Here is a 25045-nt window from a genome sequence, read left to right on the forward strand (position 1 = left end):
GCCGCCGCGCCATCGCGGGAATTTGTTCAGCGTCGCCTTAGACAGCCCTGGCGAGAATGGCGCGCACGGCGCCCTGGGCATCGGCGATGGTTTCCACCCGGTCGTAAGCCGGGCTTTTCTCCAGAAGCTGGGTCATGGCGGGGCCTTGCCCCAGGCCGACTTCCATGCCCAGCCAGCCCCCCGGACGCAGCAGGGGCGGGGCTTCGCGGATGAGGCGCATGAGAATGCGCACGCCGAAAGGCCCGCCATCGAAGGCGAGATGGGGCTCATGCCCCACGATCTCCTGCGGCATGGTGTCCATCTTGGCGGTGGAAATGTAGGGTGGCAGCGAAACCAGCAGATCCACCTTGCGATGAAAGTCGTCGCCGAACGGGGCGAGCAGATCGCCGGTGTGCAACTGGACCCGCTCGCTCAGGCCCAGTTGGCGGGTGTTGGCCACGGCCAGGTCGATGGCGGTTGGGGAGATGTCTGCGCCATGCACCAGCGCCTTGGGCACGGCATGAGCCAGTGCCAGCGCGAGATTGCCCGAGCCGCAGCACACATCGATGGCCAGGGGCGGCGTTGGCCGACTGGCCGCGACATCGCGCAGCTTCTCGATGGCGGCGCGGGCCAGCATTTCGCTCTCGGCGCGGGGGATCAGCGCCTCGGGCGAAGCCAGGAGTTCGAGTCCCATGAAGTGTTGGCGGCCGGTCAGGTATGCGATGGGCTCCCCGGCGATGCGCCGCGCGATCAGTGCGTCGAGGGCGCCGAGCTGCCGGGCGTCGAGCACAGGCAGCGCGGTCTCGCGGGCGGCATGGAGCGACAGCGGCTGCCCCGCGGCCAGCAGCCAGAGGGCGCGCAGGGCTGAGGCCGGTGTCTCTTCGGGCTTGTCAGGCAGGATGTCGAGCGCCTGAGTCAGACGCGCCAGGCGTTGCGCAAAGGCGGTCTGGCCGTGGGACCCAAGCGCCAGCAGATCGGCCTGGTCGAGTGCGGAGGCATCATCGGGACGGGTATTCAAGCGTCATCTCCGGAGGTGGGGAAGACCGGCTCGACCAGCGCCGGCCGGGCATGCAGATAGCGGGTGCTGCGCCGCTTGGCGTCGATATCGCCCAGAACCGCGGCAGCGGCCTGCGGCGTGGTGCCGAGCGCCTGGGCAAGCTCGGTATCGCCGTAGCCGTGGTTGCGCGCCCAGAGCGCCAGGTCCATCTGGTGCCAGGGCAGGGCGAAATAGAACTCGTCCTGACCCTGCGGCAGGCTGTAGGTGTCGGTGGTTGGCGCCGCACTGCATACGGCGTCGGGCAGACCGAGGTGGCGGGCGAGCGCGTAGACCTGGGTCTTGTAGAGGTGGGCGATGGGTTTGAGGTCGGCGGAGCCGTCGCCGTTCTTCACAAAAAACCCCTGGTCGTATTCCAACCGGTTGGGCGTGCCGATGACGGCGTAATTCAGGCGGTCGGCGTGGAAGTATTCAAGGGTCTTGCGCAGGCGCTGCTTGTGGTTGGTCGCCGCGACGATCTGCAGGTAGGCGCGCAGCGGCAGCCGGGTTTCGGACAGGACGCCGTCGGGCGCCTGGGCGATGAGCTTGAAGTGATTGATGCCGCCGGCCAGTCCGCCCGAGATCGCGAGCTTGATTTTCCACTGCGGGGTGTAGGCGGGCAGTACCGTGCGCACCGCCTCGTCGCGCCAGCGGTAGCAGCCGATGGCGTCCAGGGCGGGGGCGATGTCTTCCACGGCGTATTCAATGCCCAGCTGCTGCGCGACTTGTGCCCCCAGGCTGGCGCTGGCGTGCGAGGAGTCGCGCTCGGGCATGAGCAGGCCGAACACGCGCTGCGGCCCAAGGGCCCGCACTGCCAGCGCAGCGCACACCGAGCTGTCGACGCCTCCCGAGAGGCCGAGCACCACGCCCCGCTTGTTCAGGCCGCGCAGGGTGTGGAGGAAGAACTCGCCGATGCGCGCGGTCTCGGCCTCGCCGTCGAGCGCGAGGACATCGGTATTGAGTGCGGGGCGCGACATGGCGGCCTCAGGCGGCCTGCTTGCGCTGCACATAGGCCGCGATGGCAGCCACGCTGTCGAGGTTCTCCGGCACCATCTCGATGTCGGCGACCTGGATGCCCCAGGTTTCCTCCAGGAAGAGGATGAGTTCGAGCACGCCGGTGGAGTCGAGGATGTGCAGATCCAGCAGGGAATCGGTATCGCCGTAGGCGGTGTCGCGCGCACCGAGCAGGAAGTTGCTGTCGATGTAATCGCGGATCTTTTGGTGCATGTCAGCCATGGAAAGGAAACCTCGGTGAGGGGAAGGACGGATGGGCGCGCGGCATCAGCGCAATCCCGTTTTCTTGATTTTTCCGGTATCGGTGCGAGGCAGGGCATCGACGAATTCGACGTACTTCGGCGCCATGAAGTTCTCGATGTGGGCCAGGCAATGTTTGATGACGTCGCGTTCGGTCAGGCTCACGCCTGGTTTGCAGACCACGAAGGCCTTCACGGCCTGGCCGAGCAGCGGGTCGTCCACGCCGATGACGGCAGCTTCGAGCACGCCGCCCAGCGCATGCAGCACATTTTCGACTTCGCGCGGGCTGACTTTTTCGCCCCGGCTCTTGATGATGTCGTCGCGTCTGGCCACGAAATACAGCCAGCCTTCGTCATCGGTGCGGAACAGATCGCCCGAATACAGCACCGTCTCGCCGGGGATCGGCCCCGGGCGCAGGCGCTGCTCGGTCTGCTGCGGCTTGCGCCAGTAGCCGCGCATCACATGGCTGCCCCGGATGACCAGCTCGCCCGTGGAACCCCAGGGCAGGCGGCGCCCCTCGTCATCGACCAGCCAGACTTCCTCGTTGGGCATGCCGCGCCCCACGCTGCCGGGCCGCAGGTCGAGCTGTTCGGGGGGCAGGTAGGTGACGCGCTTGCACTCGGTCAGTCCGTACATGGAGAACAGCGTGGCTTGCGGAAACAGCGCGCGGATCTGCGCAATCTGCGTCTGTGGCAGCGCTGCGGCGGTGTTGGTGATCAGCCGCAGCGCGGAAAGGTCGAACTCGCTCAAGGCCTTGAGATTGGTCAGCAGGGTGAACATGGTGGGCACACCGGCGAAGACGGTGGCCCGCTCCTGCGCCATAGTCGCCAGCACCTTTACTGGGAAGGTGAACGAGCGCTCCAGCAGCACGGTGGCGCCCAGGCTGAAAGCCATCAGCACCTGATAGAGCCCGTAATCGAAAGCCAGCGGCAGGGCGCAGACGATGAGGTCATCCTGCCGCAGGCCCAGATAGCCGCGCACCGAGCGCAGCGCGGTGAGCATGTTCAGGTGGGTGAGCATCACGCCCTTGGCATCGCCGGTGGAGCCCGAGGTGTAAATGATGGCGGCCAGGTCCTGGTCGATCAGATCGGGATGCGTGGGCGAGCAGGGCGCCTGGCTCACGGCTGAAGGAAAGGGGCGTTCGCGCGCATCCGGGGCGCCTTCGTCGGGCTTGCCCAGCGCGTAGGCCGTCAGCATGTAGCAATGACGGACACTGCCGTTCTGCGCCAGTGCCGCGCGGCTGGTTTCGGCCAGTTCCTGCTGCGTGAGCAGGGCGCTGGCTTCGGAGTCGTTGAGGATGTAGGCCAGCTTGTCGGCCTTGGTCAAGGTGTTGACCGGCATGAACACGGCGCCGATTTTGAGCACGGCATACATTGCCGCGATCATTTCCACGCAGTTGTCGAGAAACAGCGCCACCCGTTCGCCGCGCTGCACTCCGTCGGCACGAAGCGCGGCGGCGATGCCTTCCACGCGGTCCGCCAGATCGGCGTAGCGGGTCGCCACTCCCTCGCGCACGACCGCACGATGTTCCGCATGGGAGGTGACCGTCGTCTCGAAGGTGTGGTGAAGGAGCATGGGCGGCATGGAGCAGGTGGAGGTTGCGAGCATACGAGCGGTGCTGGCGGTTTCAGCCCCCCGTCCACACAAGGAAAGCGCAACTGTGTGACTTATTTGGAGCCGCGCCGCCGCTATCCTTGACCTTTCAAAATTCAGGATGCGGGTATGGGACTGGGGCTTTACATCATCGGCGACGAAATCCTCTCCGGAAAACGTCAGGACAAACATTTTCCCCACCTGCTCGGTTTGCTCAGGGCGAGGCAGATGCGTGTGGACTGGGTGCAATATTTGGGGGACGACCCCGCGCAGCTGGCGGCATCGTTTGCCGCCAGTTTCCAGCGCGGCGACGTGGCGCTGAGCTGTGGCGGCATCGGCGCCACGCCGGACGATCACACCCGGCAAAGTGTCGCTGCCGCCCTGGGCGTGCCTCTGGCTCTGCACCCCGATGCGAAGGAACTGATCCAGCAACGCATTGTGGAGGCGGGACTGGGCGACCTGGACTCTCCCGCCAATCAGCAGCGCCTGCAAATGGGGTGTTTTCCCCAGGGCAGCGCCATCATTCCCAACCCGTACAACAAGATTCCGGGTTTTTCCATCCGCCAGCACTACTTCGTACCGGGATTTCCGGTCATGGCCTGGCCGATGCTCGAATGGGCGCTGGATGGCCCGCTTGCTGACCTTCATGGACAAGGCCATCAGGTCGAGCAGGCGGTCATCGTCCGCAAGGCGATGGAGTCCGATCTGACGCCACTCATGGAAGACATCGAGCACCGATACCCAGGGGTGAAAGTCTTCAGTCTGCCCAGCGTGGATCATCCGGTCTGGGGCCGTCATATCGAACTGGGCGTCAAGGGCGAGGCCATGGGGGTTGAGGCCGCATTCGTTTATTTGTGTGCACACTTGCCAGCGGGCAGTTGGGAGTACGCACCGAAATGACGCTGGACGCACATGTATGGTGCATATCGCATTGACGCACCACGATAGGGCGGCCACCCTCTGAGCAAAACCCGCCCCGATGGCCGCTCCATCAAGGCCCCGGGAGGTGGGGTGTCATCCGACCGATCTGGGCACGCTTTCTGCTAGATTCACCGTACTGCTCGGAGCATTGCAGCAAACGATGTTGAGTGCCATCTTTTGACGCAAAGATGCCACCCACACGCATTTCAACCTGATAGGAGATTTTCATGAGCAAAACAGTCGCCGACGTGATGGGCATGGTGAAAGAGCACGACGTCAAATTCGTGGATTTCCGTTTCACCGACACCCGCGGCAAAGAGCAACACGTTTCGGTGCCGGTGTCCCATTTCGATGAAGACAAATTCACCGACGGCCATGCTTTCGACGGTTCCTCCATCGCCGGCTGGAAAGGCATCGAAGCCTCGGACATGCTGCTCATGCCCGATCCCAACACCGCCAATATCGATCCGTTCTACGAAGAAACCACGCTGCTGCTGAGCTGCGACGTGCTCGAGCCGGGTGATGGCAAACCTTACGACCGCGATCCGCGTTCCATCGCGAAGAAGGCCGAGGCCTACCTCAAGGCTTCCGGCATCGGTGATACGGCCTACTTTGGTCCGGAACCCGAGTTCTTCATCTTCGATCAGGTCCGCTGGAACGTCGACATGTCCGGCTGTTTCGTCAAGGTCGATTCCAACGAAGCCGCATGGGCTACCGGTGACAAGATGGAAGGTGGCAACATGGGCCACCGTCCCTCGGTGAAGGGTGGCTACTTCCCGGTGCCCCCGGTCGACAGCCTGCAGGACATCCGCTCGGAAATGTGCCTGCTGCTCGAACAAATGGGCGTGCCGGTCGAAGTGCATCACCACGAAGTGGCCAATGCCGGCCAGTGCGAAATCGGCACCCGGTTCTCCACCCTGGTGCAGCGCGCCGACTGGACGCAGGTCCTCAAGTACGTGGTGCAGAATGTCTCGCACGCCTACGGCAAGACGGCGACCTTCATGCCCAAACCCATCGTCGGCGACAACGGTTCGGGCATGCATGTGCACCAGTCGATCTGGAAAGACGGCAAGAACCTGTTTGCGGGCAATGGCTATGCCGGGCTGAGCGAATTCGCGCTGTACTACATCGGCGGCATCATCAAGCACGCCCGCGCGCTCAACGCCATCACCAACCCGGGCACCAACTCCTACAAGCGTCTGGTGCCTGGCTTTGAGGCTCCGGTGATGCTGGCTTACTCCGCCCGCAATCGTTCGGCGTCCATCCGCGTGCCGTTCGTGCAGAGCGACAAGGCCCGCCGCATCGAAGTGCGCTTCCCCGATCCCACGGCCAATCCGTACCTGGCCTTCTCCGCCATGATGATGGCCGGCCTGGACGGCGTGGAAAACAAGATTCACCCGGGCGAAGCCGCGAGCAAGAACCTGTACGACCTGCCGCCCGAAGAAGAGGCCAAGATCCCGACCGTCTGCTCCAGCCTCGACCAGGCGCTGGACTATCTGGACAAGGACCGCGCCTTCCTGACCAAGGGCGGCGTCTTCAGCGACGACTTCATCAGCGCCTACATCGATCTGAAGATGGAAGAGGTCACGCGTTTCCGCATGACCACCCATCCGGTCGAGTTCGAGATGTACTACTCGCTGTAAAGCGGCATGGTTTTCAAGAGCGGCCTGCGGGCCGCTCTTTTTTTGGCAATTCCGCCACGGCCTGTCGGCCGGTCCTGTGGCGGATGCGTTGCCAGACTTACACTGACCGCTGATCTCTTGACCCTGGCGCACCATGACACCGTTTGTCCGTCTGACCGTTCGATATGCAGCGTTTGCCGTGTTTGCAGCCGTGGCGGGCGCCTCTGCCGCCCTGGCGCAGACTGACCCGCAGCGGGTCTATCGCTGCCCCGACAATTCCTACACCAATGATCTCTCCGAGGTGAAAGAGAAGAACTGCAAGCTCATCGACAACGCCAATGTGAGCATCCTGTCCAGCCCGATGGTGGCACCCAAGGCGGCGGGCTCGGGCGGACGGAGCGAGGATCAGAAGGCCGGTTCCAATGTGAACCAGGCCGCGCGGGTCGCGCCCTCCACCCAGAAAGAGCGCGATGCCGAGGCGCGGCGCATTCTGGAGCAGGAGTTGCAACAGCAACAGGCCCGCCTGGAGCAGCAGTCCAAGGCCTACAACAATGGCCAGCCCGATTACCTGCCCAGTGAGCGGATCGTGGGGGGCGGGGTCAAAGGCGGTGAGTATGCCCAGCGCGTGGCCGCCATGAAAGACCAGATCGCCATGACGCAGGCCAATATTGCCGCCCTGCAGCGCGAATTGCTGAAGTACCCGCAATGAACGACGGCAAGGCCGGTCTGCCGAGCGTACCCGAGTATCTCGGCCTGGAATGGCTGGCCTCCATGGCGGCCCTGGTGGATGACGGCGGTTTGATTTGCTACGCCAACCCGGCGATCGAGAACGGGCTGGGCGTCTCCCGCCGGCTGTTGAAGGAGCAGAACCTGGGTCAGTGGATGGATTGCCCGGTCCTCTGGCAGGAGTCTCTGCTCCAGGTGCGCAGCAACGCATTCAGCAGCATGCGCTTTGATTGCATGATGCGGCTGCGAGATTTGCGCGATGCGGTGCAAGTCCAGGTCATCGTGGCGCGCACCGATCATCCGCAGGGGCTGCTGCTGGTCGAGGTGGTCGAGATCAGCCAGCAGTCACGGCTGGAGCGTGAGGAGCAGTGGCACAACCAGGCGCAGGCGAACAAGGAACTGATCCGCAACCTGGCGCACGAGATCAAGAATCCTTTGGGCGGCATTCGGGGCGCCGCGCAACTGCTGCACGCCGAGCTGCCCTCGGCAGACTTGCAGGAGTACACCCAGGTCATCATCGCTGAAGCTGATCGTCTGCAAACCCTGGTGGATAGGCTGCTGGCGCCGCATCGCAAACCGCATGTCGTGGGCGATGTGAACATCCACGAAGTGTGTGAGCATGTACGCACCCTGCTGCAGGCCGAGTTTCCGCAGGGACTGGCCATCGAACAGGACTACGACGCCAGTCTGCCCGAGTTTCGCGGCGACAAGGAGCAACTCATTCAGGCGGTGCTCAACATCGCTCACAATGCAGCGCAGGCGCTGCAGGCGCGCATCGCCCAGGGCGACGCGCACATCGTCATCCGGACCCGGGTGGCGCGGCAGATGACGGTGGCCCGTCAGCGCTACAAGCTGGCACTGGTCTTGCATATCGTGGACAACGGCCCCGGGGTGCCTGCGGAACTGAAGGACCGCATCTTTTTTCCGCTGATCTCGGGCCGCGAAGGAGGTAGTGGACTGGGGCTCACCCTGGCCCAGACCTTCGTCCAGCAACATCAGGGAACCATCGAATGCGACAGCCAGCCCGGCCATACCGAATTCCGCATCACCATACCGCTGCCTTGAGCGCATGGCTTACGCCGCAGGGGAGCTCGCGATGAAGCCGATCTGGGTTGTCGATGACGATGCGTCGATCCGCTTCGTGCTGGAGAAGGCGCTGCAGAAGGCCGGCATGGAAGTGCGCAGCTTTTCCAATCCGCGCGACGTGCTGAGCGCCTTGGCCGAATCCTGCCCGCAGGTGCTCGTCAGCGACATTCGCATGCCCGGTGGCAACGGCATCGACCTGCTGCAGCAGATCCGCCAGTCTCATCCGGGCCTGCCCGTGATCATCATGACGGCCTACTCCGACCTCGACAGCGCGGTGGCGTCGCTGCAAGGCGGCGCCTTCGACTACCTCAGCAAACCCTTCGACGTGGAGAAGGCCGTCGAACTGATCCAGCGGGCCGTCGATGAAAGTCTGCGTGAGGAGCTGGCCGACGAGGCGCACAACGAAGCTCCCGAGCTCCTCGGCCAGGCTCCGGCCATGCAGGATGTGTTCCGCGCGATCGGGCGGCTGGCGCATTCTCAGGTCACCGTGCTGATCACCGGCGAATCCGGCTCGGGCAAGGAACTCGTCGCCCGCGCCCTGCACAAGCACAGCCCTCGCTCCGGCGGGCCGTTTGTCGCCATCAACACCGCGGCGATTCCCAAGGATCTACTGGAAAGCGAGCTGTTCGGTCACGAGCGCGGCGCCTTTACCGGCGCGCAGACCATGCGGCGCGGCCGCTTCGAGCAGGCCGAAGGCGGCACGCTCTTCCTCGATGAAATCGGCGACATGCCGCTGGAACTGCAGACCCGGCTGCTGCGCGTGCTGTCCGATGGCCACTATTACCGCGTGGGCGGGCACAGCGCGATCAAGGCGCACGTACGCGTGATAGCCGCCACGCACCAGAACCTCGAGCAGCGCGTGGCGCAGGGTCAGTTCCGCGAGGATCTGTTCCACCGTCTCAACGTCATCCGTCTGCGTCTTCCGCCCCTGCGCGAGCGCAGCGAAGACATCGCGCCGCTCACCAAGCATTTCCTGCAGCGCAGCGCCCAGGAACTTGGCGTCGAGGCCAAGCGGATTTCTGCCGAAGCTCTGCGAGTGCTGCAGCAGTTTCCATTCCCCGGCAACGTCCGGCAGTTGGAGAATCTGTGTCAGTGGCTGACCGTCATGGCTCCCGCACAGACGATTCAGGTCAAGGATCTGCCCGATGAACTCCGGCCTGGCACACTTTCGGCTGAAGTCCCTTTGAACGCCACGGCCGCGGCGCCTGTGGCAGCTTCTGCGGCATCGTCCGATGCGCCTGCTGTTGTCGCGGCGCAGACGTTCCAGGACGACTGGGAGCGCAATGTGGAGCAGGTGGCCTTGAGCCTGATTCGCAGCGGCGAGCCCGACGTCATGCACCATCTCACCCAGCGCTTCGAGCGAGCGCTGATCACCGCTGCGCTGACGCAGACTCATGGGCGGCGCATCGAAGCCGCGCAGAAACTGGGCATCGGGCGCAACACCATCACGCGCAAGATCCAGGAACTCGGGATGGAAGACTAGGGCCCGTTCACGCCATTCGACCCCCGCGTAGCCCCCGGACGCGGAGGGATGCAAGGCGGTGCACTGCCCCATCGCAGTCCGCTTGTGGTGCGGCCCGCCTCGCACGGCCTCCGCTCAAGCCCCCGACGCCGGAACGGCCTGAGCAGGCCCTAAAAAAGCCAGGTCAGAGATCCAGGTCGGCCACAACCGGCGCGTGATCGCTGGGCCGTTCGTTCTTGCGTGGAACCTTGTCGATGACGCAATGTCGCAGCGCAGCGCTCAAGGGCTGGCTCAGCAGAATGTGGTCGATGCGCAGCCCCTGGTTCTTGCGAAAGGCCAGATTGCGATAGTCCCACCAACTCCAGCTCCTGGGCGCCTGGTCGAAGGCCCGGAAGGCATCGAAAAGCCCCAGCCCGAGCAGTGAGGCGAAATGTGCCCGCTCCTCTGGCGTGCAGTGGATCTGTCCCGCCCAGGCGACCGGATCGTAGACGTCGCGATCTTCCGGGGCGATGTTGAAGTCGCCGACCAATGCCACGTTCGCATGATGTTCCAGCTCCGTGGCCAGCCATGTCTGCAAGGCCTCGAGCCATCGCATCTTGTAGGCGAACTTGTCGCTGTCCGGCGCCTGTCCGTTGGGGAAATAGGCACCGACCACTCGAACCTCACCGAACGTCGCGGCGATCACTCGCGCCTGCGGATCGTCGAAACCGGGAATGCCGCGCTGAACCTCCGTGGCCGGCACTCGGCTGAGCAAGGCCACGCCGTTGTAGGCAGGCTGGCCGAAGCAAACGCTGTGGTAGCCCGCAGCCAGCAATGCGGCATGGGGAAATCGTTCATCTGTCAGTTTGGTTTCCTGCAGCGCCAGGACATCGGCCGACTGGGCTTGCAGCCAGTCGAGCACCTGGGGCAGGCGCACGGCGAGGGAGTTGACGTTCCAGGTTGCGATTCTCATGGTCATGGCGTGCAAATAGCCGCATTCTGCCTGCGCGCCTTGGCATGGGTTCGTTGCAGTTCGATACATGCGGCCCATTTGAAATGTTATACAGTAACTTTTCTTAGCTCCTCAACTTCGACTCACTGCCATGAAAACGCGTGCCTTGCTGCTTTCCCTACTCATGCTCTTGCCTCTGTCGTTGCTGCCCAGCCATGCGGCACGGGCGGCACCGATTGCCATCGTGGCTGCAGAAAGCACTTACGGCGTCATTGCGCAGGCGATTGGTGGAAAGCAGGTGAAGGTGGACAGCATCATCAACAACCCTAACGTCGATCCGCACAGCTTCGAGGCCACGCCAGCCGTGGCGCGCAAAGTGGCCAAGGCCCAGATCGCACTGCTCAACGGTATCGGCTATGACGACTGGATGAGCAAGATGCTGGCGGCGAATCCCGCGCCGCATCGGCAGGTGATCGTGGCCGCGGAGCTTGATCCGGCCCTGATCATGCCGGATCGCAACCCGCATGTGTTTTACGATCCTCTGGTGGCGCTCAAGGTGGCCGAAAAACTGACGCAACTGCTCCAGCAGGCCGACCCGACCCACCGCGAGGTATTCGCCGACAATCTTCAGCGATTCAAGGCGCAGTTGAGCCGGCTGAACGAAGCGCAAGCTGCATTGGCAAAGCGTCATCCGCAGCTGAAGGTCACGGCCACCGAGCCTGTTGTGGGCTATCTGCTGCGGCAACTGGGATGGACCAGCCTGGGCGAGAAATTTCAATTCGACGTGATGAACGATACTGAACCGTCCCCTGCCGAGGTGGCGCGCTACGAAGACAATCTGCGTCATCACAAGGTGGCCGTGCTGTTCTACAACCGGCAGGTGACCGATCCGCTGACAGATCGGCTGCGTGCGCTCGCTCGCAGTTCCGGCGTGCCGGTCGTGGGGGTCGATGAATTCGTGCCGCCGAAGACCGACTACGTTCAGTGGCAAATGCAGACTCTTGCCTCGATTGAACATGCGCTGGGCAAGGCTCACTGATCGTGGCGAACGACAGACCGGCGGCGAAGAACTTCGGCGAGTGGGCCTTGCAGGCGCAGGGCCTGCGCTGCTCGCTGGGCGGGCGCATCGTGCTCGACAGCCTGGATCTCGCCATCCGTCCGGGGCAGTTCGTCGGCGTGTTTGGGGCCAATGGGGCAGGCAAGACCACCTTGCTTCGCGCCCTGCTCGGATTGCAGCCCCTGCAGTCGGGGCGGTTGCAGCTGCTTGGGCAGGACGGCGTGTCCCAGCGTACGCAGATGGGCTATGTCTCGCAGCGCGATCCCGTCGGCGCCGACAGTTTTCTGCGGGTCCGAAGCTATGTGGCCGCGGCCTGGCAGGGTGAACGCTGGGGGCTGGGTCTGCGCGACGCCGGTCAGCGCAGGCAGGCAGTCGATGCCGCGCTGCGGGCCATGGAAATGGGAAGTCTTGCCGAGCGCGGGATGGACAGCCTCTCGGGGGGGCAACGCCAGAGGGCGCGCATCGCCCAGGCGCTGGTCAACCCGGTGCGCATTCTGCTGCTCGATGAGCCGCTCTCCAACCTCGATCCCCAGGCCCAGCAGCGCATTCTCCAGACGGCGCGCAGGCTTTGCACGGAGCAGGGCCTGTCCGTGCTGATGACTGCGCACGACATCAATCCGCTGCTTCCCCACATGGATCAGGTTCTGTATCTCGCGGGCGGGCGCGGGCGTCTGGGTACGGTCGACGAAGTGGTCAACGGACCTGCGCTCTCGGCGCTCTACGGCATTCCCATGGCCGTGGCGCGAGATGGCGCCTATGTGTTCATCCATCCCGCCGGCGGCTTCATGCCCGAAGGGGCGGCCCATTGCGGGCACGATCACGATCACACCGACCAGGCAGGTCTTGGAGGCGCCGCATGATTCTCGGGCTGGAATACGGCTTCATGCGCCACGCGCTCGCTGCCGGCAGCGCGATCGCCGTTCTGAGTGCCGCCGTGGGCTATTTCATCACTCTGCGGCGACAGGCCTTTGCCGCGCATGCGCTCTCGCACGTCGGGTTCACCGGCGCGGCCGGCGCCATTCTTCTCGGCCTGAGCCCCTATCTGGGCCTGTTCACCTTCACCTTGGCCAGCGGCGCGGCACTGGCCCTGACGGGCGGACGCATTCGCCAGCGCGATGTCGGCATCGGCATGGTGCTCATGTTCGCCCTGGGGCTCGGTGTGCTGTTTCTCAACCTTTACACCGCCAACGCGCAGTCGGCGATGAGCATTCTGTTTGGCAGCATTGTGGGCATCACGAGCGAGCAGGCGGCGCTGTCCCTGCTGGTCTGCGTGGCGGGGCTGGCCGGACTGGCGCTGCTGTACCGCCCCCTATGTTTCGCCAGCTTCAATCCGGAAGGGGCGCAGGCGCGGGGGGTGAACACGCGCCGGCTCGACGTCCTGTTCATCTTGCTCGTCGCGGCCACCGTGGCGATCGCCGTGCCGGTGATCGGCGCATTGCTGATTTTCGCCTTGTTGGTCGGGCCCGCGGCCACCGCGCAAACCCTCAGTCGCAGCGTGGCCGGAGGCATCGGCCTGTCTGTCGCGCTGGGACTGGTGGTGACGTGGGGCGGGCTGGCGGCGGCGTATTACATCGGTTTTCCGGCCAGCACCTGGATCGCCTCGCTGAGCTTTGGCTTCTATCTGCTCGGACACGCGTGGCGCGCCTGGCGGGGCGGCACGGCACAAGGATGAATCCTGTGCCGCCCCCCGATTGAAAAACGCGGGCCGAATCAGCTCAGATCCGCATCCAGCACGGCGCCACGGTGTGAGCTGCCGACCAGCGCGGCGAACTTGGCCATGACTCCGCGGGTGTAGCGCCTGGGCGGAGGTGTCCAGGCCGCGCGACGCCGGGCCAGTTCGTCGTCGTCGACATGCAGCGTCAGGCTCTGCGAAGGCGCGTCGATGGTGATGCTGTCGCCCTCCCGCACCAGGGCGATGGGGCCGCCGACCATGGCTTCGGGCGCGACATGCCCGACCACCATGCCCCAGGTTCCCCCGGAGAACCGCCCGTCGGTAATCAGCCCGACCGATTCCCCCAACCCTGCGCCCACCAGCGCCGACGTCGGCGCGAGCATCTCGGGCATGCCCGGGCCGCCCTTCGGGCCGAGATAGCGCAGCACCATGATGTCGCCGGCCTTGATGGCACCGGCCAGAATGGCCTCCAGGGCGCTCTGCTCATCGTCGAAGACCCGCGCCGGGCCGGTCATGCTGGGTTTCTTCAAGCCGGTGATCTTGGCCACGCAGCCGTCCGCAGCGAGATTGCCCTTGAGGATGGCGAGGTGGCCGTGGGCGTACATCGGCCTGTCGATCGGGCGGATCACGTCTTGCTCGGCACTGGGCCGGGCGGGAACGTCCCTGAGATTTTCGGCCACGGTCTTGCCGTTGATGGTGATGCAGTCGCCATGCAGCAACCCGGCTTCGAGCAGCACCTTCATGACTTGCGGTATGCCGCCGGCGCGGTGCAGATCGGTGGCGACGTACTGTCCCGAGGGCTTCATGTCGCAAAGCACCGGGGTGCGTTGACGAATGACCTCGAAGTCTTCGATGGAGAAGGGCACTTCGGCCGCGTGGGCGATGGCCAGCATGTGCAGTACGGCATTGGTCGAGCCGCCTGTGGCCATGACCACGGCCACGGCGTTTTCCAGCGCCTTGCGGGTGACGATGTCGCGTGGCTTGAGCCCGGCTCGAACCGCAGCGAGCAGCGCCTGGCCTGAGTCTCGCGCCGATTGCACCTTTTCCTCGTGAACATTCGCCATGGTCGACGAATAGGGCAGGGACATGCCCATGGCCTCGATCGCGCTGGACATGGTGTTGGCGGTGTACATGCCGCCGCAGGAACCGCTGGTGGGCACCGAGCATTGTTCGATGGCGTCGAAATCGGCATCGCTCATCCGTCCGGCTGCATGTTCGCCGACCGCCTCGAAGACCGAGACGATGTTCAGGTCACGGCCCTTGTAATGGCCCGGCAGAATGGTGCCGCCGTAGACGAAGATGCCCGGCACATTGCAGCGAAGCATGCCGATCATGGCGCCGGGCATGTTCTTGTCGCAGCCGCCCACGGTGACCACGCCATCCATCCACTGTCCCTGCACGCAGGTCTCGACGCAGTCGGCTATGACCTCCCGCGAGACCAGCGAATACTTCATGCCCTCGGTGCCCATGGACATGCCGTCGGCAATGGTCGGGGTACCAAACATCTGGGGATTGCCCCCCGCGGCACGCACGCCTTCGATGGCAGCGTCGGCCAGGCGTTGTAGGCCCGAATTGCAAGGGGTGATGGTCGAGTGGGCATTGGCGATGCCGATCATCGGATTCTGGAAATCCGACTTCTTGTAGCCCATGGCATAGAACATGGAACGATTGGGGGCTCGGGACGCCCCCACGGTGATGTTTTCGGAACGCAGTTTCTGGCTCATGGCGTGCATTGGGTACGAATCGACGAAGGGCCATTGTCGCGCGGCAAGGGGCCGTCGTTGCGGGCTGAACGCTTGTGCAGAGGTATCCAAAGGTAAATATTGACCGGCGCTCCAGGCGCTTGAAAGGAATGCGGCAGCCGACCCCGTACACTTCACGCCCATGCTGATCCACCCCGACTTCAATCCCATCGCCCTGCAGCTTGGCCCGATCAAGGTGCACTGGTACGGCATCATGTACCTGCTGGGCTTCATCACTTTCTGGCTGCTGGCGCAAAAGCGCCTCAAAGACCAGCCCTATGCGCGCCAGGGCTGGACCTCGCGCGACATCGAGGATTTGTTGTTCGCCGGGGTACTGGGAGTCATTCTCGGGGGGCGCACCGGCTATGTGCTGTTCTATCAGCCCGACTACTACTTTGCCCATCCGGCGCAGATCGTCGCGGTGTGGGACGGCGGCATGTCGTTTCATGGCGGGCTGCTCGGTGTCATGGCCGCGGCCTATTGGTTTGCGCGCACCCGCCGTTATTCGTGGCTTCAGATCATGGACTTTGTCGCGCCGCTCATCCCCCCGGGCCTGGCGTTCGGCCGCATCGGCAATTTCATCAACGGCGAGCTATGGGGCCGGGCGGCGCCCGCATGGTGGCCGGGGGCGATGATTTATCCCGAGTCCGGCAGCATGGTGCCGCGTTTTCCTTCCGAGCTGTACGAGATGTTTCTCGAAGGCATCGTGCTGTTCGCCGTGCTGTGGTGGTTGTCGCGCAAGGAGCGGCCACGCGGCTTCATTGCCGGGTGTTTTGCATTGGGATATGGCCTGGCGCGGTTCACTGCCGAGTTCTTCCGCCAGCCCGACGCCTTCCTCGGCTATCTGTGGTTCCACCTCACGATGGGGCAGTTGCTGTCGATTCCGCTCATCGTGCTGGGCATCGTCATGATTGGCTGGTCGCTGCGGCGCAGAGACCGCATGGCCGCGCTGGGGCAGTCGGCCTCCTGAGCGACAGGGTCAAGGCGCGTCGATTTTTTCCGGCGCGCCGATGGCCAGGCCCAAAGCCTTTGCGCTGAGGGCCAGACGCTGGACCGCGCGGTCCCGGCTCAGCAGCGTGACGGCGGTTTGCGACAGCGCCAGATCGAGAAACATCTGATCGTCCGGGTCGGCGCAGATCAGGCGTCGTTGAGCCGCAGGGCTGGCGCAGCATCGTCCCCAGCGTGCAAAGCCAGCGTTGACGCGTGCGGCTGAATCCGCGGGATCGAAGCGCCGGGTCAGTGCCGGGTAATGAATCACGCGCAAGGCTTCGTCCTGCATCGATGGGCAGTAGACCCATGCCACGCGGCCTCGCTGGATGGCCTGGGCCCAGGCCCGCGTTCGCGGATCGTCGAACAGCACCCAGTCGAGCAGCACCTGCGTATCCAGCACGCAGCGAGGCATCGAATCAGGGGGGAGAGTCATGCGGGGGAGGTGTCTGCCGGAACCGGATTAAGCGTTGATTCCTGAACCCTACTGGGACAGGTGGGCAAGGTCACTGCGATTTGGGGACGTCTGCGCGAGACGTCACGCGCACACACAGAATTTCCAAGCCCGAGGCACAAATTTATCGGTTCAGGAAATGCCGACCCAAGCCAGCCCGACAGACCCGAAGCATTGTAGGACGACCCCGTGCCAGGGCAAGGCTTCAGAGCAATTTGCCCTCGGCGCCCAGGGCTTCGTCGAGTTGGCGGGTGAGATGGGCGACGGCCTGAGCGTCTTCCTCGAAGGCCAGAGATGACTGCACGGAGTCGCCCGCCGTCTTCGCGGCTTGGCGCGACTCGATCAGACTGTGCGCCAGATTGAGCGCGGCGAGCACGGCAATACGCTCCCGGGCGCGCACCTTGCCCATATCGCGAATGGCGCACATTTCCGTGTCGACTTCACGCACGGCGGCCAGCAGCGCGGCCTGCTCGTCAGCGGGGCAGGCCAGGGTGTAGATCTGGCCCATGATGTTCACATCCAGCGTGGTCGTGCTCATGCTTGAGAGTCGGGCTCGCCCGAAAGGGAAGGGGTCTGATCCAGACGGGCCAACAGTTTGTCGATCCGCTGCGTGGCGTCGTGCAGGCGCTGTCGCATCTGGTCGCGCTCGGCTTCGAGGCCGTGCAGGCGCTCGGTCAGCAGGGCATTGGTGCGCAGCAGCTCGTTGTGACGCAGCAGCAACCGCTCGACGCGCGCGTGCAACTGGGCGATGGCGGGGGAGGGCTGTCGTTCGTCCATAACGGGCATTCTAAGGCGGTGTCGGCTACGGCCAAACAGGGCTGCCGCACGGCTAACATGTGAGGCGTTGGTGCCCGCGCGGTGGTTCACGCCGCGCAGTTAAACGGGAAACAGGAAGAGACATGCCTGCGGCAAATGCTCCAGCCTGTGCTGCCCCCGCAACGGTCAGCGACCGAAGGCTCTGCCTTCCGTTCGGACGCTTCATCCACTGAATCCACGGGTTTGGGAAGGATGTCCGGATCGCGTCGCCAGCCCGGATACCGGCCAACGACGAGAGGACGCGCAGCTTCGGGGTGACGTGGCGCATCAAGACCTCGGTGGTGTCCATCGCATCGCCACACGACGGTCGAGATGCGTTCGGAGGTCTGGAGCTGCTCGCCTCAGCCGCGCTTGCCGTGCGGGGGAACACGGCAGCGCTCATTCATCCGGAAATCGAGCCATGTCTCAGCAGTTCACGCACAACGGCGTCCGTACGTCGTACCGCAGATCCCACGCGTCGGCGCTTTCTTGCGCGGCCATCAAACCCGTTGCACGCGCCACATGCGTCGTTGCGCTCGGGCTCACCGCCCTCCACGCCCAGGCACAGAGTGCCCCGGCGGAGGCCACCGCTTTGCCCCCCGTGGTGGTGTCCGCGACGGGTTATCCGCAGCCGCTGGCGAGTGCCCTGCCCAGTGTCAGCGTCATCACCCGCGAGCAGATCGAGCAAAGCGGCGCACAGAATCTGGTGACACTGCTGCAGCAGGTTGCGGGAGTCCAGGTGACCAACAGTGGCGGCCCGGGGCAACCCAGCAATGTGTTCGTACGCGGATTCGGTGGCGCCGACGTCCTGGTGCTGCTCGACGGCGTGCCCATGAATGCCCAGGACGCCACGGGCACGTCGTATCTCAACAACTTCACCACCGATCAGATCCAGCGCGTGGAGATCATCCGCGGCAATGTGTCGGCCATCTACGGCTCCGGTGCGATTGGCGGTGTAGTGCTCATCACCACCCGCAAGGGCAGCAAAAAGCCTGAAGCGTCGGTTTCGGTAACGGCGGGCAGTCGCCATACGGCCACGGTCTCGGCCAACGCCAGCGGGCAGATCGGCAACACGGCGCTGCAGGCCGGCATCAGCCGCTCGACCACGCAAGGCATCAGCGCCATCAATCCCGCGCAGCTCAGCCAGGCCAACCCGAACACCAACGGCTATGGCAACACGACGATGAACGGCTCCATCGTGCAGACGCTGGCGCCTGGGCAATCGCTGGGCTTGCGCGCCTTCAGCAGCCAGGGCCGCGCCAGCTACGACAGCTATGGGGCCTATGCCAGCCCGACCGACACCAATCTGAGCAGCACCACGCAGGACCTCTACCAGATCTTCAGCGACAACCAGGTGACCTCGGCCTGGAAGTCGCATGTCAGCGTGTCACAGCAGAGCACGACCAACACCACCGAGAATTTCAGCGCCTTTCCCTACAGTGCGACCTACCGCACGCGGATCGAGCAAGGGCTCTGGCGCAACGTGATGCAGCTGGGGGCGGGCTGGACGGCCACGGCCGGGCTGGAGTTTCAGCGCCAATCCGTGCATTCGATCACCGCCTCCATCCCCGACGAGCAGCGCGACGCCAGGGCCGTGTTCGCGGGGGTGAATGGCCGCATCGGCAGCAACGAGATCCAGCTCAATCTGCGGCACGATGCGATCGACGGCTATGGCGGCCAGAACACCGGCTATCTGGGCTATGGGCGCGAACTGGGCGGTGGCTTCAAGGCGATTGCCAGCTACTCGACGGCCTTCAATGCCGCGCCTTTGGGCTACCTCTACGCTCCGTTCTATGGCAATCCGGATCTGAAACCCGAAAAGGCGCATTCGGCAGAGGCCGGCCTGCAGTGGTCGCAAGGAGTGAATGTGCTGCGCGCCACGCTGTTCCAGACCAAGATGACCGACAAATGGCAGTACGACTTCACCTCCAGCACCTTCCAGAACATCGCCAGCAGCAGCACCCGCGGGCTGGAGTTGAGCGGACGCGGCGCCTGGAGGGGCTGGGTTTACGACGCCAACCTCACCTTGCAGCAACCCGTGGATACCAGCCAGCCCGATGAGCCGACCCTGCAGCGCCAGGCCCGCAGCCTGGCGAACATCTCGATCAGCCGAGCGTTCGCGTCGGTGCTCTATGGCGCGACCGTGCATTACAGTGGCCCCAGATGGGACAGCGGCCCGACGGGACAGGTGACTCTGGGCGGCTACACCACGGTCGATCTCAACGCCAGCGGTGCGCTGTCGAAAAACTGGCGCTGGAATGCGAGGGTGCAGAACCTGTTCGACAAGCAGTACCAGACCGTCTATGGCTACAACCGGGAACCGCTGGGGATTTTTCTCGGCCTGACCTGGCGGCCCGCGCTCTGAGCCGCATTACGCATCCACCATGTCCGCTGATTCCACGATGGGCCTCGCCGATCAAGGCGCCTCACGCCTGCGCTGGGGCTTGCCCCTGTTGCTGGCCGCCGTCGTGGCGGTGGCGTTGTCGGTGGGCGAGGGCGGCTGGAATGCGGACATCGTCTGGCAGCTCCGGCTGCCGCGGGTGCTTGCTGGCATGGGGGTGGGGGCGCTGCTGGCCCAGGCGGGATTGAGCATGCAGATTCTGCTGCGCAATCCGCTGGCTGACCCCTATGTGCTGGGCGCTTCGGGAGGCGCCGGGCTGGGCGCCATCGCGGCGCTTCTTCTGGGGGCCGCCCTGTGGCTGGGCAGCGTGCTTGGTGCGGGCCTGGTCCTGCTGCTGCTTCTGTTGATGGGGCGGCGCTTCATGGCGAGCCGCGATGACGAAGCCTCGGCGCAACTCATTCTGATCGGCGCCATGCTGGCGGCCATCGCCGGCGCGCTCTCCACGCTGCTGTTGAGTCTGGTGCCCGACCAGCAGCTTCGGGGCGCCATGTTCTGGCTGGTCGGCAATCTCTCTGGCGCCGAACACGGCCTGGGCCTATGCGCGCTGGCGGCGCTGGCTACGGGCTGGCTGTCGTGGCGCCAGCGACGCTACGACCGCTTGCTGCTCGGCAGCGAGACGGCCTGGCTGCTGGGCGAGCCGGTGGCACGGCTGCGGCTGGAACTCGTGATCCTGGCGGCGGTGGCCACAGGGGCGTCGGTGGCCGTAGCCGGCGCGGTGGGTTTCGTCGGTCTGGTCGTGCCGCAGGCCTTGCGACTTCTCGGCCTTCAACGCATGCGGGATCAAGCCTGGGCGTCGCCCCTGGCGGGGGCTGCCCTCGTGGTCGCTGCGGATACCCTGGCGCGCGGTGTATTCATGCCTTACGAACTGCCCGTGGGTGCCGTGACGGCGCTGGTGGGCGCGCCAGTGTTCATTCTGATGCTGAGGCGGGCGCGGTGATCGCGACGCCCTGTCTCGAGGTGGAGAACCTCGATGTGGCTACCGCGGCGCAGCAGCCGGTGCTGGCGAGACAACTGTCCTTTCGCCTGCGCCAGGGCGAGCGTCTGGGCGTCATCGGCCGCAACGGCGTCGGCAAGTCCACGTTGCTGCGCCAACTCGCCGGGCTGCTTCCGCTGGGCGGGTCTGCCGCCGCCGTCAGGTTGGGCGGGCGGTCGCTGTCCGATCTGAGCCCGGAGCGTCTGGCCGGTCTGCGCACCCTGATGCCAACGCAGCCGCGAGACCGTTTCAATCTCCCGGTACTCGCCTTGCTCGAACTCTCGCAACATCGATCCGATGGCCTGACGGCGCACGAATCGTTGCGGCTTGTCGACGCCTGGTCGCTACGCGACCGGTCGGTGCTGCATCTTTCGGCGGGCGAGCGGCAGCGCGTCGGGCTGGCGCAGGCCCTGGTGCAGGGCGCAGCCATCCTGCTGCTCGATGAGCCCGTCGCCTTTCAGGATCCGGGGCATCAGTCTCTGGTGGGCACCGTGCTGGCGAACCTCCCCGATCACGCCGTGGTGTTCTGCGCCCACGATGTCAATTGGGTCGCCCGCTTCGCCACCCATGTGCTGGGGCTGGGTCTGCAGAACGATGTGCGGGGCTGGACGTTCGAGCGATGCGAGCAGGCACTGCGGGCCGACCTGCTGAGCAGCCTGTACGGCTGCGAGTGGATGGCGCTTGACCATGCCGATGGACGTCGCGCCTGGATGGCGCGCTGACCCGTCGAGACGTTGCGCCCGCGCAATCGCCGATACTTACGTCATGCCGCCCTCCAACGACCCTCAACGCGCGCCGCTTGCGCCGCAACTCGGCGCCCGCGCGTGGCGGGCATTCAAGGCCCGGCTCGCCACATCGGCGCGATGGCTGAAGACCGACTGGCGGCAGGCCGGGCCACCTGCGCTCATCGCGCTGCTGGCCTTGATCAACGGATTGGCGCAGATCAGCCCGCATTTTCTTTCGCTGCGGGTCACCTTGCTGGGCATCGCCCAGAGCGGCGCCGACGGCATCACCGGGCTGGAGGATCTGGCCGCCTTTCCCCATGTGATCGTGGGTATTGGCCTGGTGCTGATGGTGCCGGGTCTGCTGATGCGCGCGCGGGTGGCCTGGGTGCTGGCGATATTTCTGGGCATCGTGTCGGCCGGGCTTGCGCTGTGGGCGGCCCATCGGCCCGATGCGGTGTTCATTCTGTCGGGGGTGCTGCTGCTGGCTCTGCTGGTGTATGGCCGACACTTCACCCGCAGCAGCCTGGCGGCCAGTTCCCTGTTCGCGCTGCTTGGCGTGAGCAGTTTGCTGATCTACGGCACGCTGGGCAGTCTCTGGTTCGGCGCGGGCTACACCCCTCCGATCCACAGCCTGCCGACCGCGTTTTATTACACCATCGAGACCATGTCCACGGTGGGTTATGGCGACATCGTGCCGCATACGCTTCACGCGCGGATGTTCACCGTGTCGATGATCGTGCTGGGCATTTCGGTGTTCGCCACCACGCTGTCCGTCGTGATCGGACCGGTGATCGGCGGTAGTCTCAAACGGGCTCTGGAGGGAAGAATGCACAGCGAACGACGCAGGAACCATTACGTCATCATCGGGGTATCGAGCCTGGCCTACGCCATGTGGAAAGAGTTGACCGGCCGCGGTGTGCCGGTCACCGTCATTGCGCCGATCGGCCATCCCTCACCCTATCCTGATACGGCCGACGTGATCACGGCGGACGCCACACGCGACGAAACCCTCCGCCTGGCCGGAGTGCCTCACGCCAAGGTCGTGCTGACCCTGCGCGACGACGATGCCGAAAACGCCTTCGCCGTGCTGGCCGTGAAGGAAATGGCGCCCGGAGTGAAGACCATTGCCGGCGTCAACGACGTGCGGCATGTCAACAAGATCCGGCGCGTCCAGCCCGACGTATTGTTTGCCCCGCAGTTGCTGGGCAGCCAACTTCTCGCGCGCGATCTGTTCGACGAGCCGATCGACAACGAGACGGTGCATCAGTTGCTGTTCCCGCAGGCGTGACCAGCGCTGGCCGCTGGCCTGGGCATGCGCGGCGGGCCACGCGGCTGAAGGCCCGATCCTGACCCCGCCGCCCGGTCGAGGCGGCGCCCATGAAAAACGCCCGCAGCTGCGGGCGTTTCGAAGGTTGCATCGGCCGGGGGCCGGTGCAGACACGATCACTCCGTGATCTTGGCCTTGGCGCGCAGTTCGTCCTGGTACTTGGTGATTTCTTCGCGCTGCAGCTCGGCTTGGATCTGGGGCTTGAGTTGCTCCAGCGTGGGCGCCTTGGCGGGACGGGTGGCGTCCAGCTTGATCACATGCCAGCCAAACTGGCTTTGCACCGGGGTCTGTGTGTATTGGCCGGGCTTGAGGGCTTCCAGGGCCTTGGCGAACGGTGGCACATAGTTGCTGGGCGTTGACCAGCCCAGGTCGCCGCCGTTGGCCGCGCTGCCGGTGTCCTTGGAGTATTTCTTCGCCAGATCGGAGAACTTGGCACCTTTCTTCAGCTGGGCGATGATGTCCTGGGCTTCCTTCTCGCTGGGCACGAGGATGTGCTGGGCCTTGTACTCGGTGTTGCCGAATTTCTTGGCGAACTCGTCATACTTGGCCTTGACTTGCGCATCGGTGACGGGATGCTTTTGCAGATACGCGTTGAACAGGGCGCGGATCAGGATGTTCTGGCGGGAGATGCGGACCTCATCCAGCACGGTCGGGTCTTTGTCGATCCCGAGCTTGTCGGCTTCCTGAACCATGACTTCACGGCTGATCAGCTCGTTCTTGACCATGTCCTTGAGCTGGGGCGTGACCGGCTGGCCCTGCTGCTTGGCCATGCTGTTGGCCACGGAGTCGGCCAAAGACTGCGGAATGGGCTTGCCATTCACGGTGGCGATGTTCTGGGCCCAGGCGGGGGCGGCCAGCACGCAGCTCATTGCCGTGACGGCCAGAATGCGGGAGAGTTTGAACATGAAGTCATCCAGAAGGGGGAGGGAACACATGGCCAGGGCGCGCCGTCAGGCCGTCTCTGGTTTATCGGAGCGGCCGACCTGGAGTGCGTCTCCAGGCGCCTGACAATCGAGCACCAGGGCATGTATCTCATGGTGCATCATCGAAGCCAAAGCATCATACACGAGGCGATGTCTGGCCAGACGCGAGGCGCCGGCAAACCGCGCGCTGACAATCCGCACCCGGAAATGACTGCCTTCGGCATCGAATCCGCCATGTCCGGCATGGGCCGCGGAGTCGTCGGCCACCTGCAGGGTTTCGGGGTTCAGAGCTTGCTGCAACAGCGCTTCGATGCGCGCTCGACGGGACATCGGGGAGGGCATCAGGCGTTTTCGTCCAGCTTCATGTGCTTGGCGAGCAGCAGCGACTGCCCGAGGACGAACACCAGCGTCAGCGCCAGACTGCCAAACAGCTTGAAGTCCACCCAGAGGTTGGTGGAGACGTTGTAGGCAATCACGATGTTGAGCACGCCCATGAGGACGAAGAAGACCACCCACGACCAGTTGACGCGGTTCCAGATCGGGTCGGGCAGCTGCATCTGCTTGCCCATGAGGCTGCGCATCAGGTTCTTGCCCTGGAGCAGTTGGGCGCCGGCGAGGATGATGGCGAACAGCCAGTACAGCACCGTGGGCTTCCACTTGATGAAGGTGTCGTTGTGGAACAGCAGCGTGGCCCCGCCGAAGATCACCACGACCCCCAGACTGAGCCACAGCATCGGTTCCACCTTGCGGTGCTTGAACCACACCCAGCCGATCTGCGCGAAGGTCGCCGCTATGGTCACCGCGGTGGCGGCGTAGATCCCCGCCACCTTGAACACGATGAAAAACAGGATGATGGGAAAAAAATCGAAAAGGATCTTCAAGGTGTCGGTGATGTGGGGTGGGGCGGAGCGCTCAGGAAGCTCGCCAGCTCATTGAGCGTTAACTTGAGCGTCGACTCGGCAGGGCAAGCGCCGGGTGGTACGGCAGTCATCGGAGGCGAAATTGTCCCATGTTTGATGGCGCCGGGATGTCCAATGTCTTTACGGTGCCGGGTATTTCACGGCGTTTTTGCCGATCTTGTTTTCCACCGCCTGGTCTATGTCGATGCCAGTGTGGTCGGCGATCTGGACGAGATAGATCAGCACATCGGCAATCTCGTCGGCAATCCGGCCCTGCAGGTCGGGGTCCAGGCCAGACTGCTGCGACTGTTCGGGCGTCATCCACTGGAAGGGCTCCACCAGCTCGGCGGCCTCCACGATCATGGCCATCGCGAGATTCTTGGGCGTCTGGTAGGGCGTCCAGTTGCGCTCGGCCGCGAACTGTCGCAAGCGGGCCTGCAAGGCGGGTATGTCCAATCGGGGCTCCTGAAATCCGGGTACGGG

At 64.5% G+C, this 25045-nt stretch carries 26 protein-coding genes and 1 riboswitch; of the genes, 13 read left to right on the forward strand and 13 right to left on the reverse strand.

The genetic code is table 11. The features are described 5' to 3' along the window. Nucleotides 1–37: 37 nt before the first annotated feature. From prmC to BVH73_RS15120, 4 genes are read right to left on the reverse strand one after another with little or no spacing between them, the layout of a single operon-like run. The gene (gene prmC / locus BVH73_RS15105) at nucleotides 38–997 is read right to left on the reverse strand and encodes a peptide chain release factor N(5)-glutamine methyltransferase (protein ID WP_079420086.1); all 960 of its coding nucleotides are present in this window, start codon (nucleotides 995–997) and stop codon (nucleotides 38–40) included. After that, entirely contained in the window at nucleotides 994–1989 is a 996-nt protein-coding gene (gene nadE, locus BVH73_RS15110) for an NAD(+) synthase (protein ID WP_079420088.1), read from the reverse strand. The genes prmC and nadE overlap by 4 nt, the downstream gene beginning before the upstream one ends. A gap of 7 nt (nucleotides 1990–1996) precedes the next feature. After that, nucleotides 1997–2248 carry an acyl carrier protein gene (locus BVH73_RS15115; RefSeq protein WP_079420090.1) on the reverse strand — a complete coding sequence of 84 codons (252 nt, stop codon included), beginning with the start codon at nucleotides 2246–2248 and terminating at the stop codon, nucleotides 1997–1999. 45 nt (nucleotides 2249–2293) lie between these two features. Next, on the reverse strand, nucleotides 2294–3841 hold the full coding sequence (locus BVH73_RS15120) for a class I adenylate-forming enzyme family protein (RefSeq protein ID WP_079420714.1): 1548 nt from the start codon (nucleotides 3839–3841) through the stop codon (nucleotides 2294–2296). Nucleotides 3842–3988: 147 nt separating this feature from the next. On the opposite strand from BVH73_RS15120, the gene BVH73_RS15125 reads away from it, so the two are divergent. The 5 genes from BVH73_RS15125 (at nucleotide 3989) to ntrC (ending at nucleotide 9697) form a co-directional block, all read left to right on the forward strand. Then, nucleotides 3989–4759 carry a competence/damage-inducible protein A gene (locus BVH73_RS15125; RefSeq protein WP_079420092.1) on the forward strand — a complete coding sequence of 257 codons (771 nt, stop codon included), beginning with the start codon at nucleotides 3989–3991 and terminating at the stop codon, nucleotides 4757–4759. 248 nt (nucleotides 4760–5007) lie between these two features. Next, nucleotides 5008–6423, forward strand: a complete 1416-nt coding sequence (gene glnA / locus BVH73_RS15130; protein ID WP_079420094.1) for a type I glutamate--ammonia ligase — start codon at nucleotides 5008–5010, stop codon at nucleotides 6421–6423. A gap of 133 nt (nucleotides 6424–6556) precedes the next feature. Continuing rightward, a complete protein-coding gene (locus tag BVH73_RS15135) occupies nucleotides 6557–7111 on the forward strand; it encodes a hypothetical protein (protein ID WP_079420096.1) in 555 nt (184 codons plus the stop codon). Then, nucleotides 7108–8193, forward strand: coding sequence for a nitrogen regulation protein NR(II) (gene glnL / locus BVH73_RS15140; protein ID WP_079420098.1), 1086 nt, complete (start codon nucleotides 7108–7110; stop codon nucleotides 8191–8193). The genes BVH73_RS15135 and glnL overlap by 4 nt, the downstream gene beginning before the upstream one ends. A 31-nt stretch (nucleotides 8194–8224) precedes the next feature. Next, the gene (ntrC, locus tag BVH73_RS15145) at nucleotides 8225–9697 is read left to right on the forward strand and encodes a nitrogen regulation protein NR(I) (protein ID WP_079420100.1); all 1473 of its coding nucleotides are present in this window, start codon (nucleotides 8225–8227) and stop codon (nucleotides 9695–9697) included. 163 nt (nucleotides 9698–9860) lie between these two features. Here ntrC and BVH73_RS15150 read toward each other — a convergent pair whose 3' ends face one another. Beyond that, on the reverse strand, nucleotides 9861–10628 hold the full coding sequence (locus tag BVH73_RS15150) for an exodeoxyribonuclease III (protein WP_079420716.1): 768 nt from the start codon (nucleotides 10626–10628) through the stop codon (nucleotides 9861–9863). A 130-nt stretch (nucleotides 10629–10758) separates the two neighbouring features. Between BVH73_RS15150 and BVH73_RS15155 the strand changes: the two genes are divergently transcribed. The 3 genes from BVH73_RS15155 to BVH73_RS15165 are packed head-to-tail and all read left to right on the forward strand — an operon-like array spanning nucleotide 10759 to nucleotide 13336. Beyond that, the gene (locus BVH73_RS15155; protein WP_079420102.1) at nucleotides 10759–11646 is read left to right on the forward strand and encodes a metal ABC transporter solute-binding protein, Zn/Mn family; all 888 of its coding nucleotides are present in this window, start codon (nucleotides 10759–10761) and stop codon (nucleotides 11644–11646) included. Between the two features lie 2 nt (nucleotides 11647–11648). Further along, nucleotides 11649–12524 carry a metal ABC transporter ATP-binding protein gene (locus BVH73_RS15160; RefSeq protein ID WP_079420104.1) on the forward strand — a complete coding sequence of 292 codons (876 nt, stop codon included), beginning with the start codon at nucleotides 11649–11651 and terminating at the stop codon, nucleotides 12522–12524. After that, the gene (locus tag BVH73_RS15165; protein WP_079420106.1) at nucleotides 12521–13336 is read left to right on the forward strand and encodes a metal ABC transporter permease; all 816 of its coding nucleotides are present in this window, start codon (nucleotides 12521–12523) and stop codon (nucleotides 13334–13336) included. The genes BVH73_RS15160 and BVH73_RS15165 overlap by 4 nt, the downstream gene beginning before the upstream one ends. 38 nt (nucleotides 13337–13374) lie before the next feature. On the opposite strand, the gene ilvD is transcribed toward BVH73_RS15165, so the two are convergent. After that, nucleotides 13375–15060: a dihydroxy-acid dehydratase gene (gene ilvD / locus BVH73_RS15170; RefSeq protein WP_079420108.1), complete on the reverse strand. Its 1686-nt coding sequence runs from the start codon at nucleotides 15058–15060 to the stop codon at nucleotides 13375–13377. 160 nt (nucleotides 15061–15220) lie between these two features. Between ilvD and lgt the strand changes: the two genes are divergently transcribed. Next, on the forward strand, nucleotides 15221–16048 hold the full coding sequence (gene lgt / locus BVH73_RS15175; RefSeq protein WP_079420110.1) for a prolipoprotein diacylglyceryl transferase: 828 nt from the start codon (nucleotides 15221–15223) through the stop codon (nucleotides 16046–16048). A 9-nt stretch (nucleotides 16049–16057) separates the two neighbouring features. Here lgt and BVH73_RS15180 read toward each other — a convergent pair whose 3' ends face one another. From BVH73_RS15180 to BVH73_RS15190, 3 genes are all read right to left on the reverse strand, one after another. Beyond that, a complete protein-coding gene (locus BVH73_RS15180; RefSeq protein ID WP_079420112.1) occupies nucleotides 16058–16501 on the reverse strand; it encodes a PIN domain-containing protein in 444 nt (147 codons plus the stop codon). Nucleotides 16502–16724: 223 nt separating this feature from the next. Continuing rightward, entirely contained in the window at nucleotides 16725–17057 is a 333-nt protein-coding gene (locus BVH73_RS15185) for a cell division protein ZapA (RefSeq protein ID WP_079420114.1), read from the reverse strand. Beyond that, nucleotides 17054–17296 (reverse strand): hypothetical protein, encoded by a 243-nt coding sequence (locus BVH73_RS15190; protein WP_169836788.1) that lies wholly within the window; start codon nucleotides 17294–17296, stop codon nucleotides 17054–17056. Before BVH73_RS15190 ends, BVH73_RS15185 begins: the two co-directional genes overlap by 4 nt. Before the next feature lie 51 nt (nucleotides 17297–17347). Beyond that, a riboswitch (cobalamin riboswitch) is annotated at nucleotides 17348–17579 on the forward strand. Nucleotides 17580–17735: 156 nt separating this feature from the next. Between BVH73_RS15190 and BVH73_RS15195 the strand changes: the two genes are divergently transcribed. Genes BVH73_RS15195 through kch form a run of 4 tightly spaced genes read left to right on the forward strand, consistent with a single transcriptional unit; the run spans nucleotide 17736 to nucleotide 22701 of the window. Continuing rightward, nucleotides 17736–19679, forward strand: coding sequence for a TonB-dependent receptor plug domain-containing protein (locus BVH73_RS15195; RefSeq protein ID WP_079420118.1), 1944 nt, complete (start codon nucleotides 17736–17738; stop codon nucleotides 19677–19679). 19 nt (nucleotides 19680–19698) lie between these two features. Next, on the forward strand, nucleotides 19699–20652 hold the full coding sequence (locus BVH73_RS15200) for a FecCD family ABC transporter permease (RefSeq protein WP_079420120.1): 954 nt from the start codon (nucleotides 19699–19701) through the stop codon (nucleotides 20650–20652). Further along, nucleotides 20649–21410 carry an ABC transporter ATP-binding protein gene (locus BVH73_RS15205; protein WP_079420123.1) on the forward strand — a complete coding sequence of 254 codons (762 nt, stop codon included), beginning with the start codon at nucleotides 20649–20651 and terminating at the stop codon, nucleotides 21408–21410. Before BVH73_RS15200 ends, BVH73_RS15205 begins: the two co-directional genes overlap by 4 nt. 43 nt (nucleotides 21411–21453) lie before the next feature. Beyond that, nucleotides 21454–22701 carry a voltage-gated potassium channel protein gene (kch, locus tag BVH73_RS15210; protein WP_079420125.1) on the forward strand — a complete coding sequence of 416 codons (1248 nt, stop codon included), beginning with the start codon at nucleotides 21454–21456 and terminating at the stop codon, nucleotides 22699–22701. Between the two features lie 155 nt (nucleotides 22702–22856). Here the strand turns inward: kch and BVH73_RS15215 are convergent, their stop codons facing one another. From BVH73_RS15215 to BVH73_RS15230, 4 genes are all read right to left on the reverse strand, one after another. Beyond that, nucleotides 22857–23645 carry a peptidylprolyl isomerase gene (locus BVH73_RS15215; protein ID WP_079420127.1) on the reverse strand — a complete coding sequence of 263 codons (789 nt, stop codon included), beginning with the start codon at nucleotides 23643–23645 and terminating at the stop codon, nucleotides 22857–22859. Between the two features lie 45 nt (nucleotides 23646–23690). Then, nucleotides 23691–24005, reverse strand: a complete 315-nt coding sequence (locus tag BVH73_RS15220) for a BolA family protein (protein WP_079420130.1) — start codon at nucleotides 24003–24005, stop codon at nucleotides 23691–23693. After that, entirely contained in the window at nucleotides 24005–24544 is a 540-nt protein-coding gene (locus BVH73_RS15225; RefSeq protein WP_079420132.1) for a septation protein A, read from the reverse strand. Before BVH73_RS15225 ends, BVH73_RS15220 begins: the two co-directional genes overlap by 1 nt. Before the next feature lie 159 nt (nucleotides 24545–24703). Beyond that, nucleotides 24704–25018 carry a nucleotide pyrophosphohydrolase gene (locus tag BVH73_RS15230; RefSeq protein ID WP_079420134.1) on the reverse strand — a complete coding sequence of 105 codons (315 nt, stop codon included), beginning with the start codon at nucleotides 25016–25018 and terminating at the stop codon, nucleotides 24704–24706. Nucleotides 25019–25045: the final 27 nt, after the last annotated feature.

Origin of the sequence: Thiomonas intermedia (assembly GCF_002028405.1) — a bacterium.
In the GTDB taxonomy this organism is placed as follows: Bacteria; Pseudomonadota; Gammaproteobacteria; order Burkholderiales; family Burkholderiaceae_C; genus Thiomonas; species Thiomonas intermedia.

What these genes read in the sequence shown, in the direction of transcription:
- nadE (WP_079420088.1), bottom strand. Translation starts at nt 1,989, where the DNA reads ATGTCGCGCCCCGCACTCAATACCGATGTCCTCGCGCTCGACGGCGAG.
- BVH73_RS15115 (WP_079420090.1), bottom strand. Translation starts at nt 2,248, where the DNA reads ATGGCTGACATGCACCAAAAGATCCGCGATTACATCGACAGCAACTTC.
- BVH73_RS15120 (WP_079420714.1), bottom strand. Translation starts at nt 3,841, where the DNA reads ATGCTCCTTCACCACACCTTCGAGACGACGGTCACCTCCCATGCGGAA.
- BVH73_RS15125 (WP_079420092.1), top strand. Translation starts at nt 3,989, where the DNA reads ATGGGACTGGGGCTTTACATCATCGGCGACGAAATCCTCTCCGGAAAA.
- glnA (WP_079420094.1), top strand. Translation starts at nt 5,008, where the DNA reads ATGAGCAAAACAGTCGCCGACGTGATGGGCATGGTGAAAGAGCACGAC.
- BVH73_RS15135 (WP_079420096.1), top strand. Translation starts at nt 6,557, where the DNA reads ATGACACCGTTTGTCCGTCTGACCGTTCGATATGCAGCGTTTGCCGTG.
- glnL (WP_079420098.1), top strand. Translation starts at nt 7,108, where the DNA reads ATGAACGACGGCAAGGCCGGTCTGCCGAGCGTACCCGAGTATCTCGGC.
- ntrC (WP_079420100.1), top strand. Translation starts at nt 8,225, where the DNA reads ATGAAGCCGATCTGGGTTGTCGATGACGATGCGTCGATCCGCTTCGTG.
- BVH73_RS15150 (WP_079420716.1), bottom strand. Translation starts at nt 10,628, where the DNA reads ATGAGAATCGCAACCTGGAACGTCAACTCCCTCGCCGTGCGCCTGCCC.
- BVH73_RS15155 (WP_079420102.1), top strand. Translation starts at nt 10,759, where the DNA reads ATGAAAACGCGTGCCTTGCTGCTTTCCCTACTCATGCTCTTGCCTCTG.
- BVH73_RS15165 (WP_079420106.1), top strand. Translation starts at nt 12,521, where the DNA reads ATGATTCTCGGGCTGGAATACGGCTTCATGCGCCACGCGCTCGCTGCC.
- ilvD (WP_079420108.1), bottom strand. Translation starts at nt 15,060, where the DNA reads ATGAGCCAGAAACTGCGTTCCGAAAACATCACCGTGGGGGCGTCCCGA.
- lgt (WP_079420110.1), top strand. Translation starts at nt 15,221, where the DNA reads ATGCTGATCCACCCCGACTTCAATCCCATCGCCCTGCAGCTTGGCCCG.
- BVH73_RS15180 (WP_079420112.1), bottom strand. Translation starts at nt 16,501, where the DNA reads ATGACTCTCCCCCCTGATTCGATGCCTCGCTGCGTGCTGGATACGCAG.
- BVH73_RS15185 (WP_079420114.1), bottom strand. Translation starts at nt 17,057, where the DNA reads ATGAGCACGACCACGCTGGATGTGAACATCATGGGCCAGATCTACACC.
- BVH73_RS15190 (WP_169836788.1), bottom strand. Translation starts at nt 17,296, where the DNA reads ATGGACGAACGACAGCCCTCCCCCGCCATCGCCCAGTTGCACGCGCGC.
- BVH73_RS15195 (WP_079420118.1), top strand. Translation starts at nt 17,736, where the DNA reads ATGTCTCAGCAGTTCACGCACAACGGCGTCCGTACGTCGTACCGCAGA.
- BVH73_RS15200 (WP_079420120.1), top strand. Translation starts at nt 19,699, where the DNA reads ATGTCCGCTGATTCCACGATGGGCCTCGCCGATCAAGGCGCCTCACGC.
- kch (WP_079420125.1), top strand. Translation starts at nt 21,454, where the DNA reads ATGCCGCCCTCCAACGACCCTCAACGCGCGCCGCTTGCGCCGCAACTC.
- BVH73_RS15215 (WP_079420127.1), bottom strand. Translation starts at nt 23,645, where the DNA reads ATGTTCAAACTCTCCCGCATTCTGGCCGTCACGGCAATGAGCTGCGTG.
- BVH73_RS15220 (WP_079420130.1), bottom strand. Translation starts at nt 24,005, where the DNA reads ATGCCCTCCCCGATGTCCCGTCGAGCGCGCATCGAAGCGCTGTTGCAG.